Origin of the sequence: Vibrio sp. Isolate30 (genome assembly GCF_022397975.1) — a bacterium.
Lineage (GTDB): Bacteria > Pseudomonadota > Gammaproteobacteria > Enterobacterales > Vibrionaceae > Vibrio > Vibrio fortis.
In genome coordinates this window covers 1,066,558-1,082,052 of record NZ_JAKEUS010000001.1, presented here as the reverse complement: position 1 = coordinate 1,082,052, position 15,495 = coordinate 1,066,558, and the positions used below count along the sequence as shown (strand labels likewise).

At 43.3% G+C, this 15,495-nt stretch carries 14 protein-coding genes; 5 read left to right on the top strand and 9 right to left on the bottom strand.

What is annotated here, in order from left to right:
- Positions 1 to 30: 30 nt before the first annotated feature.
- The 3 genes from L1D60_RS04710 to L1D60_RS04700 all read right to left on the bottom strand — a co-directional run bounded on the left by L1D60_RS04710 (position 31) and on the right by L1D60_RS04700 (position 1,530).
- Positions 31 to 600 (bottom strand): YceI family protein, encoded by a 570-nt coding sequence (locus L1D60_RS04710; RefSeq protein WP_239839961.1) that lies wholly within the window; start codon positions 598 to 600, stop codon positions 31 to 33.
- Positions 597 to 1,136, bottom strand: a complete 540-nt coding sequence (locus L1D60_RS04705; protein WP_239839960.1) for a cytochrome b — start codon at positions 1,134 to 1,136, stop codon at positions 597 to 599. The genes L1D60_RS04710 and L1D60_RS04705 overlap by 4 nt, the downstream gene beginning before the upstream one ends.
- A gap of 148 nt (positions 1,137 to 1,284) precedes the next feature.
- Positions 1,285 to 1,530 (bottom strand): DUF2164 domain-containing protein, encoded by a 246-nt coding sequence (locus L1D60_RS04700; protein ID WP_239839959.1) that lies wholly within the window; start codon positions 1,528 to 1,530, stop codon positions 1,285 to 1,287.
- A 196-nt stretch (positions 1,531 to 1,726) separates the two neighbouring features.
- Here L1D60_RS04700 and L1D60_RS04695 point away from each other — a divergent pair, with 196 nt between their 5' ends.
- Together L1D60_RS04695 and L1D60_RS04690 are read left to right on the top strand one after the other, a co-directional pair.
- Positions 1,727 to 2,362, top strand: a complete 636-nt coding sequence (locus L1D60_RS04695) for a hypothetical protein (RefSeq protein ID WP_239839958.1) — start codon at positions 1,727 to 1,729, stop codon at positions 2,360 to 2,362.
- 552 nt (positions 2,363 to 2,914) lie between these two features.
- Positions 2,915 to 3,652, top strand: a complete 738-nt coding sequence (locus tag L1D60_RS04690) for an EAL domain-containing protein (RefSeq protein WP_239840458.1) — start codon at positions 2,915 to 2,917, stop codon at positions 3,650 to 3,652.
- 115 nt (positions 3,653 to 3,767) lie between these two features.
- Here L1D60_RS04690 and L1D60_RS04685 read toward each other — a convergent pair whose 3' ends face one another.
- Genes L1D60_RS04685 through L1D60_RS04675 form a run of 3 tightly spaced genes read right to left on the bottom strand, consistent with a single transcriptional unit; the run spans position 3,768 to position 8,967 of the window.
- The gene (locus L1D60_RS04685) at positions 3,768 to 6,827 is read right to left on the bottom strand and encodes an efflux RND transporter permease subunit (RefSeq protein ID WP_239839957.1); all 3,060 of its coding nucleotides are present in this window, start codon (positions 6,825 to 6,827) and stop codon (positions 3,768 to 3,770) included.
- Positions 6,824 to 7,879 (bottom strand): efflux RND transporter periplasmic adaptor subunit, encoded by a 1,056-nt coding sequence (locus tag L1D60_RS04680; protein WP_239839956.1) that lies wholly within the window; start codon positions 7,877 to 7,879, stop codon positions 6,824 to 6,826. The genes L1D60_RS04685 and L1D60_RS04680 overlap by 4 nt, the downstream gene beginning before the upstream one ends.
- Positions 7,879 to 8,967 carry an efflux RND transporter periplasmic adaptor subunit gene (locus L1D60_RS04675; RefSeq protein WP_239839955.1) on the bottom strand — a complete coding sequence of 363 codons (1,089 nt, stop codon included), beginning with the start codon at positions 8,965 to 8,967 and terminating at the stop codon, positions 7,879 to 7,881. The genes L1D60_RS04680 and L1D60_RS04675 overlap by 1 nt, the downstream gene beginning before the upstream one ends.
- A 168-nt stretch (positions 8,968 to 9,135) precedes the next feature.
- Here L1D60_RS04675 and L1D60_RS04670 point away from each other — a divergent pair, with 168 nt between their 5' ends.
- A complete protein-coding gene (locus L1D60_RS04670) occupies positions 9,136 to 9,888 on the top strand; it encodes a TetR/AcrR family transcriptional regulator (RefSeq protein WP_239840457.1) in 753 nt (250 codons plus the stop codon).
- 107 nt (positions 9,889 to 9,995) lie between these two features.
- Here L1D60_RS04670 and L1D60_RS04665 read toward each other — a convergent pair whose 3' ends face one another.
- The 3 genes from L1D60_RS04665 to L1D60_RS23525 all read right to left on the bottom strand — a co-directional run bounded on the left by L1D60_RS04665 (position 9,996) and on the right by L1D60_RS23525 (position 12,161).
- Positions 9,996 to 11,270: a DEAD/DEAH box helicase gene (locus L1D60_RS04665; protein ID WP_239839954.1), complete on the bottom strand. Its 1,275-nt coding sequence runs from the start codon at positions 11,268 to 11,270 to the stop codon at positions 9,996 to 9,998.
- A gap of 69 nt (positions 11,271 to 11,339) precedes the next feature.
- The gene (locus L1D60_RS04660) at positions 11,340 to 11,951 is read right to left on the bottom strand and encodes an ACP phosphodiesterase (protein ID WP_239839953.1); all 612 of its coding nucleotides are present in this window, start codon (positions 11,949 to 11,951) and stop codon (positions 11,340 to 11,342) included.
- 81 nt (positions 11,952 to 12,032) lie between these two features.
- Positions 12,033 to 12,161 carry a hypothetical protein gene (locus tag L1D60_RS23525; RefSeq protein ID WP_261904296.1) on the bottom strand — a complete coding sequence of 43 codons (129 nt, stop codon included), beginning with the start codon at positions 12,159 to 12,161 and terminating at the stop codon, positions 12,033 to 12,035.
- A gap of 472 nt (positions 12,162 to 12,633) precedes the next feature.
- Between L1D60_RS23525 and L1D60_RS04655 the strand changes: the two genes are divergently transcribed.
- The gene (locus tag L1D60_RS04655) at positions 12,634 to 13,857 is read left to right on the top strand and encodes an aromatic amino acid transport family protein (protein ID WP_239839952.1); all 1,224 of its coding nucleotides are present in this window, start codon (positions 12,634 to 12,636) and stop codon (positions 13,855 to 13,857) included.
- A 148-nt stretch (positions 13,858 to 14,005) separates the two neighbouring features.
- A complete protein-coding gene (locus L1D60_RS04650; protein ID WP_239839951.1) occupies positions 14,006 to 15,433 on the top strand; it encodes a methyl-accepting chemotaxis protein in 1,428 nt (475 codons plus the stop codon).
- Positions 15,434 to 15,495 lie beyond the last annotated feature (62 nt).

Genomic DNA, 15,495 nt, shown 5'->3' with positions numbered 1-15,495 from the left:
GCTCTAGTGTATTAATTCAGTCTATGAAACTTACTTCTTCACGCCTTCAACGTGCAGTTCCATATCAACGTAGCTAGAAGCGCCCATTACTTTAATGTCAAAGTCAGCAAGCTCTAGACGTGTTGTACCGATGAAACCCGCACGCTCACCGCCCCATGGGTCTTGACCTGCGCCAATGAACTCAGCATCGATAGTGATTGGCTTAGTCACACCGTGTAGTGTTAGATCGCCTGTTACTGCTAATTTACCGTCGCCATTATCAACCACTTTTGTGCTGTTGAACGTCGCTTCAGAGAATTTACCCGCGTCGATAAAATCGCCACTACGGATGTGTTTGTCACGTTCAGCATGGTTAGAGTCAAGGCTTGTTGTGTCTACCACAACGTTCACTTTAGACGCTTCTACGTTGCTTTCGTCAAATGAGAAGTCACCAGAAAATGTGTTGAAACGTCCTTTAATAAAGCTGTAACCAAGGTGGCTCACTTTGAAGTTAACAGACGCGTGCGCGCCCTTTGTATCAATCACGTAATCAGCAGCGTTCGCAGCGAAAGGCATTGCCATAGCAAAGGCTAATCCTGTAGCGATAATTGATTTTTTCATTTTGATGCTCCTATCATTTTTCGTAGCGTATCGTCTTTGTCGATAATGTGGTGTTTAATTGCAGCCAGCGCATGAACTGATGCTAATACGATCAGCACCCAAGCTGCATAGTAGTGTACGGTTCCTGCCAAGTCAGATTGGTTTGCAAACAACTCTCCCATGCTTGGAACAGTGAACCAGTTAAATACATCTATGCCACGGCCATCCGATGTGGAGATCAAGTAGCCAGACACAAATAAAGCCAGTAGATTTAGATACATGAAGCCGTGAGCTGCTTTTGCTGCTACCACTTCATAGCTTTTACCTTCAACACTTGGTGACGCTGTCACTGTTTTCCAGACTAATCTGAACAGAGTCACCGCCGCCAAAATAATACCAATTGAGCGATGCCAATCTGGAGCCGTCTTATACCATTCACTGTAGTAAGAGAGGTCAACCATCCATAGGCCAACACCAAATAATCCAAAAATGGTTAGAGCTGATACCCAGTGTAAAAGTCTCGCTATTGGATTGTAATTCTTTACATTATTACTCATGTTTCATTCCAAATGGTTACAGTCGGTATAGTACGAAGAGCGTACATTACTCTGTGTTGTTGCAACATATTATTTACCTAGCTTTACATAAATGACATAACTAAAACTGAAACAACATGTTCGAATAATTTGAACAAGATGAATTTACTTATAACTCAACTACCTGTTCGATCTCGTACAGTTCATCACTAATGTCGAGCATCTTACATTCCATCACCTTCTGTGCATCCTCAATTCCCTTGTTGTAATAGATCGCGCCAAATTTTTTGCTGATAAAATCAACAAGAAAGTCTGCGTCGAATTGACCAATCTCAACGTCAAGTTCATCTTGCAAATATCGTTGCAATACGTCCGTCATTTCTGACTTCTGTTTACCGTCTAACTCTATGGTCATCGCTTCCTCGTAAGTATTTCTAAATATTGATAATTCATAAATGTTAAACGCCATCAGCGTGCTTACAACATAAAAATCGACAGACACCTTAATTTTGATAAAGCGATCAAGAACTGAGCCATTGTTGTTGGCAAATTACACAGTCATTACCTTATTATTCAGTAATCAACATTGTAGCCATGTATAAGGACATTCATTGTTATTAGATCTCGTGATACAGAGCATCAACCTTTTCCAAGAAGATTGTTTGAAGTTGTGCGAACATCACTACCCTACTGTCCACAATCAAGGAATCAGTGAGCATCACATTGGTAAGGCGTTTTCACGAAGAATGCAGCACACACTGCTTAGCTTTGATCATGAGAGTATGATTCACCCACTCGATATGCTGCCACTTAATGAAACGGCACGGCATTTTCGGGTCTCATCAGAGATTGGTACAGTTTGGGTAATCAGCCATCATATGGTGAGTGCAGGCAAAACTTGTCGAAAGAAACTTCTAGTAGATGTACATCTATGGCTTGGTGAATACGGCTACGCCATCCAGCCGAATGATCTTCTGATTATTGTTTCAGACCATTGGATCAGCCGCAGTAAACACAGCCGTGAATTATTGCATTGGTGGATGGGTGAATTGCCAGATGAGATTACAGAATACAGCCAACAAGGTATCACCTTGCAAGAAAGCGATTCACAATTTTCCTCAGACTTAAACACCAACTTCGGTATAACCCCCTGTTTCATCAAATTTGCCCACCCATTAAAACGTTCAAATAATCAACAACTGGTGCGCAAGTACATTCAACTGTATGCGGTTATGCAATGGGTTTAGTTTAATCAACAGGATTAAATACTCACCTTGGTTCATAAATCGAAGAAATACACCACGATACCATATCGTTATTAGTTTGTTTGTTTATCACAAGCAAATATGGTGTTGATTTATTTCAGTTTTATTTTTCGGTAATAGCTCAACCTTTGGTGTGTGCTATTTATTTTTATTTCCATAAATTAGACATTGAGCCATAAATCAACAAAGAAATGATATTTTGATTGGTGCCGCAATATGCGATCGAAATATATTAAACCTAACTCTAGCATTGCGATGCATAACACATTACTTGCTTGATATTTACACAACAAATCACACAAATACAATTCATAACCAAAACGGATAAATGTAATTTTCAGTAGTTTATAATGTTAATTTGTTTTTATTTATTATGGATCGCGTTAATGCTTCTTTTATTAATTGACAATTTAACCACGCGTGTCAATATTGTGACACAAGGACTTATTTATCCCCTTAATGGATTATCTTTAACTAAGTATGATTTTATCTGACCGTAATGAATTCGTTAAATGCATCTCTGTTGATGATCAGATGCAATTTATTGCCAAGTACAAAAACCTTACTTTAAGAAGTGTTTATCAGCCCATTTTTAATGCAGAAATGCGACAAGTCGGTGTTGAAGCATTAGTCCGGATTACTGATGAACACAACCAAGCAATAAGACCCGATCACTACTTACACTCTGATGAAACATCCATTGACGACAAAATCAACGTAGAGCGCTTAAGTCGTGTTATCCACGTTCGTAATTTCGCTCAATCAACTTCTCGTCATTTGCAGCTTTTCCTTAATGTGTTACCTAATGTCGGTGAGCTATTCGCAAACTCCAATGTGAGTGACAGTCTGCTAGCGAAGCGTTTAGTCGAACTAAATTTGTCGCCAGAACAGATCGTAATGGAATTGGTTGAACTCAACGCAGACAGCGAAGAAAGACTCAAAGCCGCGGCATGTTCTTTAGCAGAGAATGGCTTCAAAGTAGCCGTTGACGACTACGGTACACAAGCCTCAAATGAAGGGCGAGTTCGACACCTCACACCGCACATCATCAAAGTAGATCGCTCTTTGATGCTAGAGTTTGAACAAGGTAATGCTACTCCTATTCATGACGTTATTGCTCTCGCTAAGTCCATCAATGCACAAACCGTTATCGAAGGCATTGAAACTCAAGAACAGCTAAACCTAATGAAAACAATGGGGTTTGATATGTATCAGGGGTACTTTCTAGCGATGCCTGCTCAAATTGAGTTGGATGTTCAAATAGCAATCTAAGTCCAGACGTTCAATCAGTCCTTATCCCCCCTTTCATTCTAAAACAGTCAAGATCAAAAAAGCCCAGTCAATGTATAGACTGGGCTTGGCTAAAACGAATCGTTTATATCAATCCTTAATATCCCGCAGTGGACGGTTTGATTCTAAATAAGATGGCAAACATCACTGGTACTACGATTAAAGTCAGTACCGTCGCAAAGCCTAAGCCCGCCATGATGGTGATTGCCATCGAGCCAAAGAAAGCATCAAATACGAGTGGAATCATACCTAGAATGGTGGTCAATGCCGCCATTGAAACCGGGCGTACACGACTGATTGCACTGTCGACTACCGCTAGGTATGGGTCTTTTCCTGTCTCTAATTCACTATTGATTTGGTCTAGTAGAACAATCCCGTTCTTCAAGATCATGCCACTCAAGCTAAGCAAGCCTAAGAATGCCGTAAAGCTAAATGGCATATTAGTACTCAATAACCCTATAGAGACACCGATGATGGATAAAGGCACAGTAAACCAGATAACTAAAGGCTTACGTACCGAGTTAAACAGCAACATAGTGATGATGAACATCAACAGATAACCCATTGGCAGGGAACCAAACAGTGAGTCTTGTGCATCCTTAGAAGACTCGTATTCACCGCCCCACTCAATGCTGTAGCCAGAAGGAAGCGGTAGTGCTTCAATTTTCGGTTGTACACGTGCGAACAAACTTGCTGGTGTTTCATCTCCCAATACGTCATGGTCAGCCAATACAGTTAATGTACGTTTGCGGTTTTGACGCTGAATTAAAGGTTCTGACCATTGTAGTTCTACGCCATCAATAACTTGTTCAACCGGAATGTAAGTCTGTAATGATGGGCTCCAAATCTTCACATTGTTTAGTGATTCGAAGTCAAAACGCTCTTCTTCAGGCAAACGGGCAACAATTGGTAGCATATGAGTGCCATCGCGCAACAAGCCAATGTTGTAGCCGCCAAACGCCATTTGTAGTGTATGAGACAGATCAGCTTTCGATATCCCTAAGCGACGCGCTTTAGATTCATTGAATAGTGGTACCAACTCTTTAGTGCGTTCACGCCAGTCATGTCGTACGTTACGAGCACCAGGATCAGCGAGCAAGATATTTTCTACGTCAGTCGCAATCGTACGCAATTGATCTGGATCCGGGCCAATAATGCGAGCTTCGATTTTAGACGCTGGTGATGGACCGAATTCAATCAGTTTGAACTGGAATGTTGGTTGTTCAAACTCAATCGCCAGTTTTTCATCCAGCTTTTCCAGTGTCGTGAACATGGTTTCGCGATCAGTCGTTCTTATCTGAAGCTGAGCGTAAGCTTCATAACTCTTTTCTGGTTGGTAAGTTAGGGCAAAACGCTGCATACCTTGACCCGCAGTCGTGGTCACGAACTCAACATTGTCCAGCTTACGAATGTAGCTCTCCACTTCCTCTGTTTGCTTGATGGTTTCACGGATATCGGTACCTTCAGGCATCCACATATCAATGTAAAACATTGGTGTGTTCGACGCTGGGAAAAACTGTTGTTTAACCATGCCAAAGCCCACCACCGATACCGCCAGTAGTGCAACCATGCTCGCCACAGTCAGCCAACGGAATCTCAGAGCAAATTTCAGCATCGCACCAAACACAACAAACAGAATACCTTTGTATGGGTCTTCGTCTGTACCTGTCTTGTCCTCTTCCTTGAGCATTAAATCGGCTAAGAATGGTGTCAGTGTTAGAGCTGTGATCCAACTTAGGAAAAGTGAGAAACACAATACCCAGAACAGTGAACCCATGAACTCACCAGTCGCATCTTTTGAGAGACCAATAGGAGCAAACGCTGTAATCGCAATAATAGTCGCACCCAATAGTGGCCATTGCGTTTGTGTCACGATGTCTTTTGCTGCTTGCAGCTTAGTTTTGCCCTTCTTAAGTCCAACCAGAATACCTTCGACAACGACAATGGCGTTATCCACCAGCATGCCGAGCGCGATGATTAACGCACCTAACGAAATTCGGTGCAATTCTACCTGGTTGTAGTCCATCAAAATGAAAGTACCAAACACCGTAAGCAGTAGAACTAAACCGATGATCAAACCGCTACGTAGGCCCATCGCAAACAGTAGAACCACGATTACAATCGCAACCGCTTCCACCAAACTGATGATGAAATCTGATACTGATTTATCGACTTCCTGTGCTTGGTTGTAGAAATAGTTCAACTCAATACCCGCAGGCTTGATAGACTCAAGACGTTCGAGTTCTGCATCTAACGCTTGACCAATCTCAACCACGTTTACGCCAGAAGAGAATGCAATACCGATGTTGATAGCAGGCTTACCGTTGTATGTCAGGACATTACCCGGTTTTTCAGCAATCCCTCTTGTTACTGTAGACACATCTTTCAGACGGATTAGGTTGCCTGTATCACGACCGTGGATAATCAGGTTTTCAAGCTCTTCAACTGTGCTCAGCGTACCGTTTGGTTTAATCGCAAGGCTTTGACCATTGAGCATCACTTCACCAGAAGAAACAACGCTGTTCTGCTGAGCAAGCAATGATGTCACTGTCGACATATCTAGGTTGAGTGCAGCTAAGCGCTCTAATGACATTTCGACAAACAGTTGTTCCTGCTGATCGCCAGCGATACTGACTTTACCGACCCCATCGACCAATTCGAGCTCACGGGTGAGATAATCAGCGTACTGCTTTAACTCAACATAGTCGTAACCGTCACCAGTCAGCATAAGCATCACGCCAAATACGTCACCAAAGTCATCAATAATCTGAACAGACTGCACGCCACTTGGCAGTGTTGGCTGGAGATCATTGATCTTGCGTCGCATTTCATCCCAGATCTGTGGAAGCTCATCAGGACCGTAGTCCATCTTCATACTTACCATGATTTGAGACATACCATCTGACGACGTAGAAGTGATCTTGTCGATATACGGCAGTTGTCGAATTTCTTTCTCTAATGGGTAAGTCAGTTCCTCCTCAACTTCCATAGAGCTTGCGCCCGGGTAAGTAGAGATGATCATTGCATCTTTGATAGTAAATGCAGGGTCTTCTAAGCGCGAAAGGTTGCTAAAAGAGCTAACACCACCAACAGCTAAAATAACCAGAAACAGCCAGCTAATAACTTTGTTTTTTATTGAATATTCTGCGATGTTCATTCTGCTTTTCCTGACAATTTCATACCATCACGTAGTTTGCGTAAGTTAGAGTTAATCAACTGTTCGCCCTGCTCTACACCATGTGCGACTAGCGCACCTTGGCCGCTGATTTTTTCCACCTCAACTAAGCTTTTATAGGCTTGGCCGTCTTCAAGTTTCCAAACATAAAACTCATTGTTCGACGCCCCCGCTTGAAGCGTTGTCATCGGTAATTGATAACCTTGTACGTCGCTTAAACCAGCCTTTGCCATATCAACGTTGACCGTAACGCTAGTACCCGGCATAACGGGTGTTTCAAGTTGTGGCATCGACATCCAAAATTCGTACGTTCTCGACTGAGGGTGTAACTCGCTAGTGTGCTCCAAATAAGTCAAAGGGTAAGAGCCATCGATACCGCCAAATGTCGCATTAGGACGATAAGTACTAGAGCGCATGTCTGGGCTAATTGCGGCTAAAATCGAGTCTGAAACCTGAATACGCACATACACCTTATCGTTTTGATATAGGCTCAGTATCGTTTCACCCGGCGTGGTGTTTTCAAACTGCTTTTTGTCGACAGCAGAAACAGTACCTGTGAACGGAGCGTGTAGCTCGGTGTAACCCAGTGCTTGCTTAGCCGATGCCAAATTTGCAGACGCAAGCTTAAAGTTCGCCGTCAGTTGATCAAATTCAGACTTTGACAACATCTTGCTCGCAAACATCTCTTTGCCACGTTTTAGCTGCTTATTGGCGAGACCAAATTGAGATTGCGCATCCACCACATCTTGTCGGTAAGTATCACCGTCAATAGTCGCCAAAAGCTGACCTTTGTTAACCACATCACCAGCCTCTACCAACACTTGATCGATCTCACCAGCGATACGAAATGCCAAAGGTGTCAATTCTGCAGCCATCACTTGACCATTGAAGTTACGGTACTGCTCTTTAAGTGGTGCTTTCACTTCAAACGTCGATACCGTTAATGTTGGCTGCTCTCGGTGAATGGTTTCGTTGTTACAAGCAGCAAGTGCAAGTGTTGACGTCACAACAACCGCTAATTTATTGAATTTCATTAAATGCCACCCTCACGCGTCCAAGCCTTCACTTGTTGTCCATCTACCAAAGCATCTACGCCCGCTTCAACAATCAGATCGCCGCCAATGAGACCACCAACAACACGACCATTTTCGTTGAGTGCTACCGTCACTTTTGAAATCATTTTTGATACCGGGTCATAGCGCCATAATTCGCCTTGGGTGTCTTGTTTACTTACCCATGCCGAATCGACGATACCGATGCCGTTTTCATTGGAGGACTTTTGGACTTCAACCTGAGCGGTCATACCTGAAAGTAGATTCAGCTCTTCTGGTTTTTGAATAGAAACAACCGCTTGGTAACTATTAGTATCTTCATCCGGTTGAGTTGATATCTCTTTAAAGCGTGTAGGAATACGGATACCACGGTGGCTGTCCATCACTACCCACATATTGGATTGAACAAAGTCTGAAATGCTACGATCTTCTAATTTGGCAACGGGTACAGAAAAGGTTACGTCCATAGCACCATGATTCAAGATGTTAAGAACAGGCTGTTTTTCACCGATAACTTGGTGCTGTTTGCCAAAGACCATAGACACAACACCATCAAAAGGCGCGACTAGCTTGGTATACCCTAAGTTGGTCTTCGCTTGCTCAAGCTCTACACCAGCAGCTGTGTAGTTGTTCACTGCTTGGTCGTAGTAATCGGTGCTCACCAACTTCTTAGCATAAAGTTCTGAAGCTTGTTGGTATTGGCTGTTTGCAAGATCGTACTTAGCTTGCGCTGCATCGAGTGCAATTCGGAAATCTGTAGAGTCTAAAACAACCAGTGTCTCGCCCTTTTTCACATCTTGTCCCATGCGGACAGCAAAGTTTTCGATCTGGCCGCCCACTTGAAAAGAGAGCGCAGCTCGATCAGTGGCATCGACTTTAGCGATATAACTATCGAGTTCGATATCCGTCTGTTTTGGGATTTCTAAAAGCTTAACTGGCTTGATAACCAGTTCATTTTCTTCGGATTGTACTTTGTTACATCCGGTCAAAGAGCTCGCTAAGAGTACGGCTGCTACAACCGCTCCTAGTGCCTTTACCGGTTTGGCTCTGAAAGATGATTTGGACTGCATTAAGCGGCTCCATTTAATTATTATGATTTACTACACAGGTGTGCAGTATATTTAAATAAATGAAATTGACAAGCTTTACTTTCCACCTGTGCAGTATTTTTTATTTCGGTGAAAACAGTGTAGAATTGGAACATCATCCTAATTTGCGAAATGACAATGACAGAAAAAATGACGTTGACTGAAAAGAAGCAAGGCCGTCGAAGTGCCAAAGATGCTGAAGAGACACGTTTTCAGATCATGACCATTGCGGCGGAGTTGTTCTGCGACCACGGCTACGAACGTGTTTCGTTACGTAACATCAGTGAAAAGGCGGGCGTTTCTCACAGCTTGATCCGTCATCACTTTGGTAGCAAAGAAAAAATCTGGCACGCGATTAGCGATTCCTTGCATGCGTATTTTCAAGCTTACATCGCTAAGATCATGCAGGAATTGCCAAAAGATGTAGCGCCGAGTGTCACGCTGTATCTGTTCTCAATGCGACTGTTCACCAATATGATCCACTCTCGTAGACCGATGCAGCTGATTTCAGACTCGGTTCGACAAGAAGATAACTTGGTCGACTATTTCATTGATAACGTCGGTGATGTGGAACATGAGATCAACATGCTCGCAGATGAATACAACGCAGCGTATCCAGAACACCCAATCAATATTTATGAAATTAAGTGGCAGATGATCATTTATGCCAATGCAGCCGTTTGCCTTACGCCTTTCATGGAAAGTACTTGGAATGAGGGTGATATGGTTGCGACGCCAGACGAAGCTCTAATGAATCACTGGCAGATGTTCAATAAACAGATGATCAACACCTACAAAATTGACGATGAGTGGATTCTGAACCCAACAAGTCTTGAAGAGCTGATTTACGAAGTGCCTTGTGTATGGAAATGCAGTAACGGTGAAGTAAGAAACGCGGAGTAACTCGAAAGTAACTCAGTTTCACATTAAACAATAAAAAGGCGCTGTAGGTACTTACCCACAGCGCCTTTTAGTAATCCTTAGTTAGTTGAGCTCATTGAACAACTCAATTAGCGGCGAGCCTTACCACGGTTTTGGTGGATTTTAAGTTTCGCTTTCATTTTGCGTTTTTCAGAAGAACGACTCTTACCACGGCGGCCTGTACGTTCTGGCTCAACCTCTTCAATTAAGCTCGGCTCAAACCCTTGTAACCACTCTTGTGGTAGGCGTTTATCAAGCAAACGCTCAATCGCTTCAAGTAGGTACTCTTCGTCTCTGCTCAAGAGAGAAACGGCCAATCCTGTATTACCAGCGCGCCCTGTTCGACCAATGCGGTGAACATAGTCTTCTGCTTTGTACGGCATATCGTAGTTCACAACTTGTTCCAGTTGTTGAATATCAATACCACGCGCCGCAACATCAGTTGCAATCAGCGCGCGTACTTTGCCCGACTTGAAATCATCAAGCGCTTTTTGACGAGCACCTTGGCTTTTATCACCATTGATTGAAGCCGCTTTAATTCCATCTAATTTCAGCTCTTTAACTAGCGCATCTGTACCTTGCTTAGTCTTAGTGAATACCAATACCTGTTGCCAGTTTTTAGAACCAATCAGGTAAGCCAGCAGTTCGCTTTTACGCTTTTTATCAACTGGGTAAACCATCTGTTTTACCGTTTCAGCAGTACTGTTCGTCGGCGTTACCTGGATCTCGCAAGGTGACTCCATCATGCGATGCGCAATAGATTTGATCTTATTGTCGAACGTCGCAGAGAAGAACAGGGTTTGACGAACATCATTCATGCGCTTCAAGATGCGTTTAATATCTGGCATGAAACCCATATCAAGCATACGGTCTGCTTCATCAAGTACCAGCACTTCTGTCTGGCTTAACATGATATTTTTAGTAAACATGTGGTCAATCAGACGGCCAGGTGTCGCGATGAGAATATCTGCTCCTGCCTTTAGATTGTCGGTTTGCACTTTCATGCTTGTACCGCCATAAGCAACGACGATTTTAAGATCCGTACCCTCAGCGTAGCTGGTAATGTTGTCGAAAACTTGTTGTGCAAGTTCACGTGTTGGCACCAGTACCAAAGCTCTTACCAATTTAGGATTGGGAATCACATTATCTTGGCTAGCCAACAAACGTTGAATGATTGGTAATCCAAACGCCGCGGTTTTACCCGTACCCGTTTGAGCACCTGCCAGTACATCTTTGCCTTCTAATACGAGTGGGATTGCCTGCTCTTGCACGCTTGTCGGTGTTGTAAAATTTAGCGTCTGTAGTGTAGACAGCAACTGCTCCGAAAGACCCAATTGTTCAAAAGTTTGGTTTGTATCAGACATAAAATGATGCTCAAAGAAGAAATAGGCGCGGATTGTAGCAAACCCAAATGGAACTGTTTACCTTTGTCATTAATTTTTATTTGCTAACATTTCAATTTGCTGTTTTCGATGTTGCAAAGAACGTTCAAGCACGTCAGGATAGAGCTCATAAAAGTGACACTGCAACTTATCGTAATTGTTGGAAAGATCACCAAAACACTCTTTCAGTGCCGCAAGTCTGGGTCTTCGCAAAGACATTCTCTCTAGTACCATTTCGATAGAATCCATGGATTCATAACTCTCTAACCAGCGTTGCTCCGCCATTTTCTGATGAATCATGACAAAGTTCTCGGGCCAGTGGGACTCAGAATCTTGACTGATCTTGTTATGTGATATTTCACAAAACTGTTTAAGTGAAGAGTCAGAATACTCAGACCAATTTGTCGCCAAACAGTGATCCCAAAATACATCGAGTGCGATTGGAGCAAATCGTTGGGTCTCTTTTTTAAAAAGGGATTTAGCCTGCCGGGAGATGGCATGAGCATCTGTGTAACTGTCGACGAATCGATGCAGTCGGATACCGTCAGCTAAAGATTGCGAATAGTGCTTTGAAGGATCGCCTTTAACGAAATCACCAAGTAAGTTACCTGCTAAGTCGCTACTGCAATGGTTGGCGATATGAAGATGTGCAAGAAAGTTCATTGAACCTCATTAAAGTCGAACCGATTGGAGAACATAGTAAACGTACTCCCTAATCTTAGCTAACTTTAATGAGGACGGAGGTTAGTTTGACGAGCTAAACATCTCTTCAGCTAGTTGTTGAACAGCCTGCTCGTAATCAGAAAGGTCAATGCCAATTTCCATAGCATCTAACAGTTCAAGACTTTCGTCATTAAAAGATTGGTCACTCATAATGTGCCCTTCTATTCCTTATCATGGGCTTTTGCCCTTACAACTAAGTGACTCCATATTGTGCGTAAAATATGACAGATTTATGAAGACACTCCGTGTTTCCCAACTATTTTCAATGCGCTCATTTCGAGCAGCACACCTCTGTTCTAAATCGGCATTCGCGCTATAGGATCCATATCTCCGAGTTGGGTCGCGCGCCCACACTATTACTGGTCAAGTCGCACCGACTCAATCTTTTCTTTATCAAACTATGAATCAGATCATAGATAAACGATTGCTATGCGCCTTTATGGAACTCTTCAAACCTTGATGTAAATATAAATTTACAGTGGATATAAAGAATTACATTTAGTCTTGCATTCATTGATAAAGTCCCACAAAATGCAGCCAATCCAATATTATTACTGGCTATGAGCTTTTCAATCAGTGCATATGCCAAGTTAAAACACCATAACGTAAAGAATTATATACAATGACTAAATCAAAGGTTTTCGGCAGTACTTTGATCATCGCAGGCACCACTATTGGTGCAGGCATGCTCGCACTTCCTCTCGCTTCTGCTGGTATCGGCTTCTCTACATCACTGGTCCTTATGCTCGGTCTATGGGCCCTGATGGCATTCACAGCGCTATTGATGGTTGAGCTACATCAATTTGCAGACTCAGACGCGACGCTTCATACGTTGGCGCACAATATTCTGGGTAATAAAGGCAAATGGATAGCAAGCTTTGCTGTTATGTTCTTATTCTACGCATTATGTGCCGCATACATTGCCGGCGGTGGTGCGCAATTCAACCAACGCGTAATGCAACTAACGGGCTTAGAGATCAGTAGCCAGATTACGACACTGATTTTCACTATCATCGTTGCGACAGTTGTAACGATAGGCACTCACAGTGTAGACAAAGTTAATCGTGTTCTATTTGGATTAAAGCTGGTTGCTATGGTGTTGGTGCTTAGTTTTCTTGCACCAAACGTTACATCGCAATACTTATTAAGCATGCCTCTACAGCAAGGTTTGATTGTGGCAGCGATTCCAGTGGTATTCACATCATTCGGCTTTCACGGCAGTATCCCTTCTATCGTGCGCTACTTAGACGGTGATGTTGGCTCATTGCGCAAGGTAATGATTGTTGGTTCTGCATTACCGCTTATCATTTACGTGTTTTGGCAAGGCGTTACGCTGGGTGTTGTTAGCCAAGAACAACTACTGAACGATTCGAGCCTAGGCGCGCTTTTGGTGTCACTATCTGAAACAGTACATCAGTCAAACCTAGGTATGATTGTTGGGGTCTTCGCTGATCTGGCGCTGTTAACATCCTTTATCGGCGTGAGCTTGGGTTTGTTTGAATTTATGGGCGATTCGCTCAATGACAAACTAGGTCAAGGCAAACGAATCAAAACGGCACTGGTTACTTTCGTTCCACCACTTGGTTTTGCTCTGTTCTACCCACAAGGCTTTATCATGGCACTTGGATACGCAGCGATTGCTCTTGCTGTACTCGCAATTCTACTGCCAACGATCATGGTCTACAAAGTACGCTTTACTCAAGAACAGCAATCACCCGGTTCCACCAGCGTCGTATACCAAGTCGCAGGCGGCAAATTGGCACTGTTTATGGCTGGGACAGTCGGTATCATCATCATTGCAATCCAAATGATGATTTCAGGTGGTTTATTGCCTTCTCTTGGCTAAATTGATGAATTTATCAAAAGTAATTGATCTAAGTCTCAATTATAGAAATTGATTATCATTTGATTTCATAAACACTCGACGCGCGTCACATATTTATTGCGTGCGGTTATTTAAAGTCCACGGTAAAAGGAATTATCGTGGAGTTATCATGAAAGAAGTACAGTTTCGAACGATAGACAAGCTGTTTATTAAGATGTCGATCAACGACAAAATGTGGGTCATTTTTCTTATCTTTTTAGTTGCCCTTGGCAGCCTGTCAACGAACACCTACCTCAATCAGCTCGATCAAATTGAACAAAACGCAAAGACTCAAGCTGAACAACAACTCAAAGGCATGTTGTCTGTTTCCGACTCGCCAGAGTCAACGCTGTTAAGTCGCTCGTCGAGTGCCACCTCAACAGACACATACATTAACAATAACGGGTCAGTCACGGCGACTCAGCAAGGTAAAGATGGCCAATACTACTCGCTTACCTTACCTGCAACCGATGCTGCTGATCAGAAGCAAAGCGCACTCAATACTTTCTTACTCAGTTTCTTATGGTGTGTTCCTTTTGGTATTTTCTGTTACTGGGTGGCAACCTTCATTGGTGGGGCTCTGTGGGTACTCTATTCAACAACAGAAAAGATTGGTGACGGTGACCTAAGCTCTCGTCTTGGCTTCCACCCGGGTCGTGACGAGTTCGGTACGATTGGTTGTGCACTAGATCGCTCGATGGACACCTTGAGTGAACTGGTTAATAACGTAAATGAAAGTGCTGCGACACTGAGTGAAACCTCTTCTTCATTCGAAGCGGAAGCTAAACGCAGTGAAACGCAGATCAGCAGCCAGCACGCTTCTCTTGACTCTGTGGCAACTGCGATGGATGAAATGACGGCATCAGCGAATGAAGTATCTAACATCGCAGCCCGCTCAACCGAGCAAACAGAAAATGATGCACAAGCGATTAACCAAAGCCACGGTAAAGTGCAGCAAGCAATTGCAGAGATCACCACGCTTTCTTCTTTGATTGAGCAAGCTTCGTCGTCTGTAACGAGCCTTAACGTTAACACTAGCCAAATCAATGAGGTGATTACTACCATCAACGCGATTTCGGAGCAAACTAACCTACTCGCTCTGAACGCTGCCATTGAAGCTGCACGCGCAGGTGAACAAGGCCGTGGGTTTGCGGTGGTTGCCGATGAAGTTCGAACACTGGCAAGCCGCACTCAATCTGCAACAGTAGAAATCCAAGCGATGATCGAGCGCTTACAGCAAGAGAGCCAAAACATCGCCAAGATCACCGAGCAAACGGTTGATCAAGCTCAGACAAGTAGTCAGTTGATTTCTAATATCGGGGACGATGTAAACTCAATCTCAGATTCAGCGCGTGCTCTAATGGATATGAGTGCACAAATCGCGTCTTCTGCCGATGAGCAAAGCAATGTGGCAAATAGCATCGCCGCCGAACTGAATGACATTCGCAGTCAATCGGACGTTATAAAGGAAGTGGCTCAGAACACTTCTAATGGGGTTTCTAATCTCACTAGCGCATCTATTTCACTGTCTAAGACGTTGGCAAAATACCGCACTTAGAGCCCGTTTTAACGGCTCTCAATAGCTTGGATTAGATTGTTTCATCAGAAACCAAAGAAGGA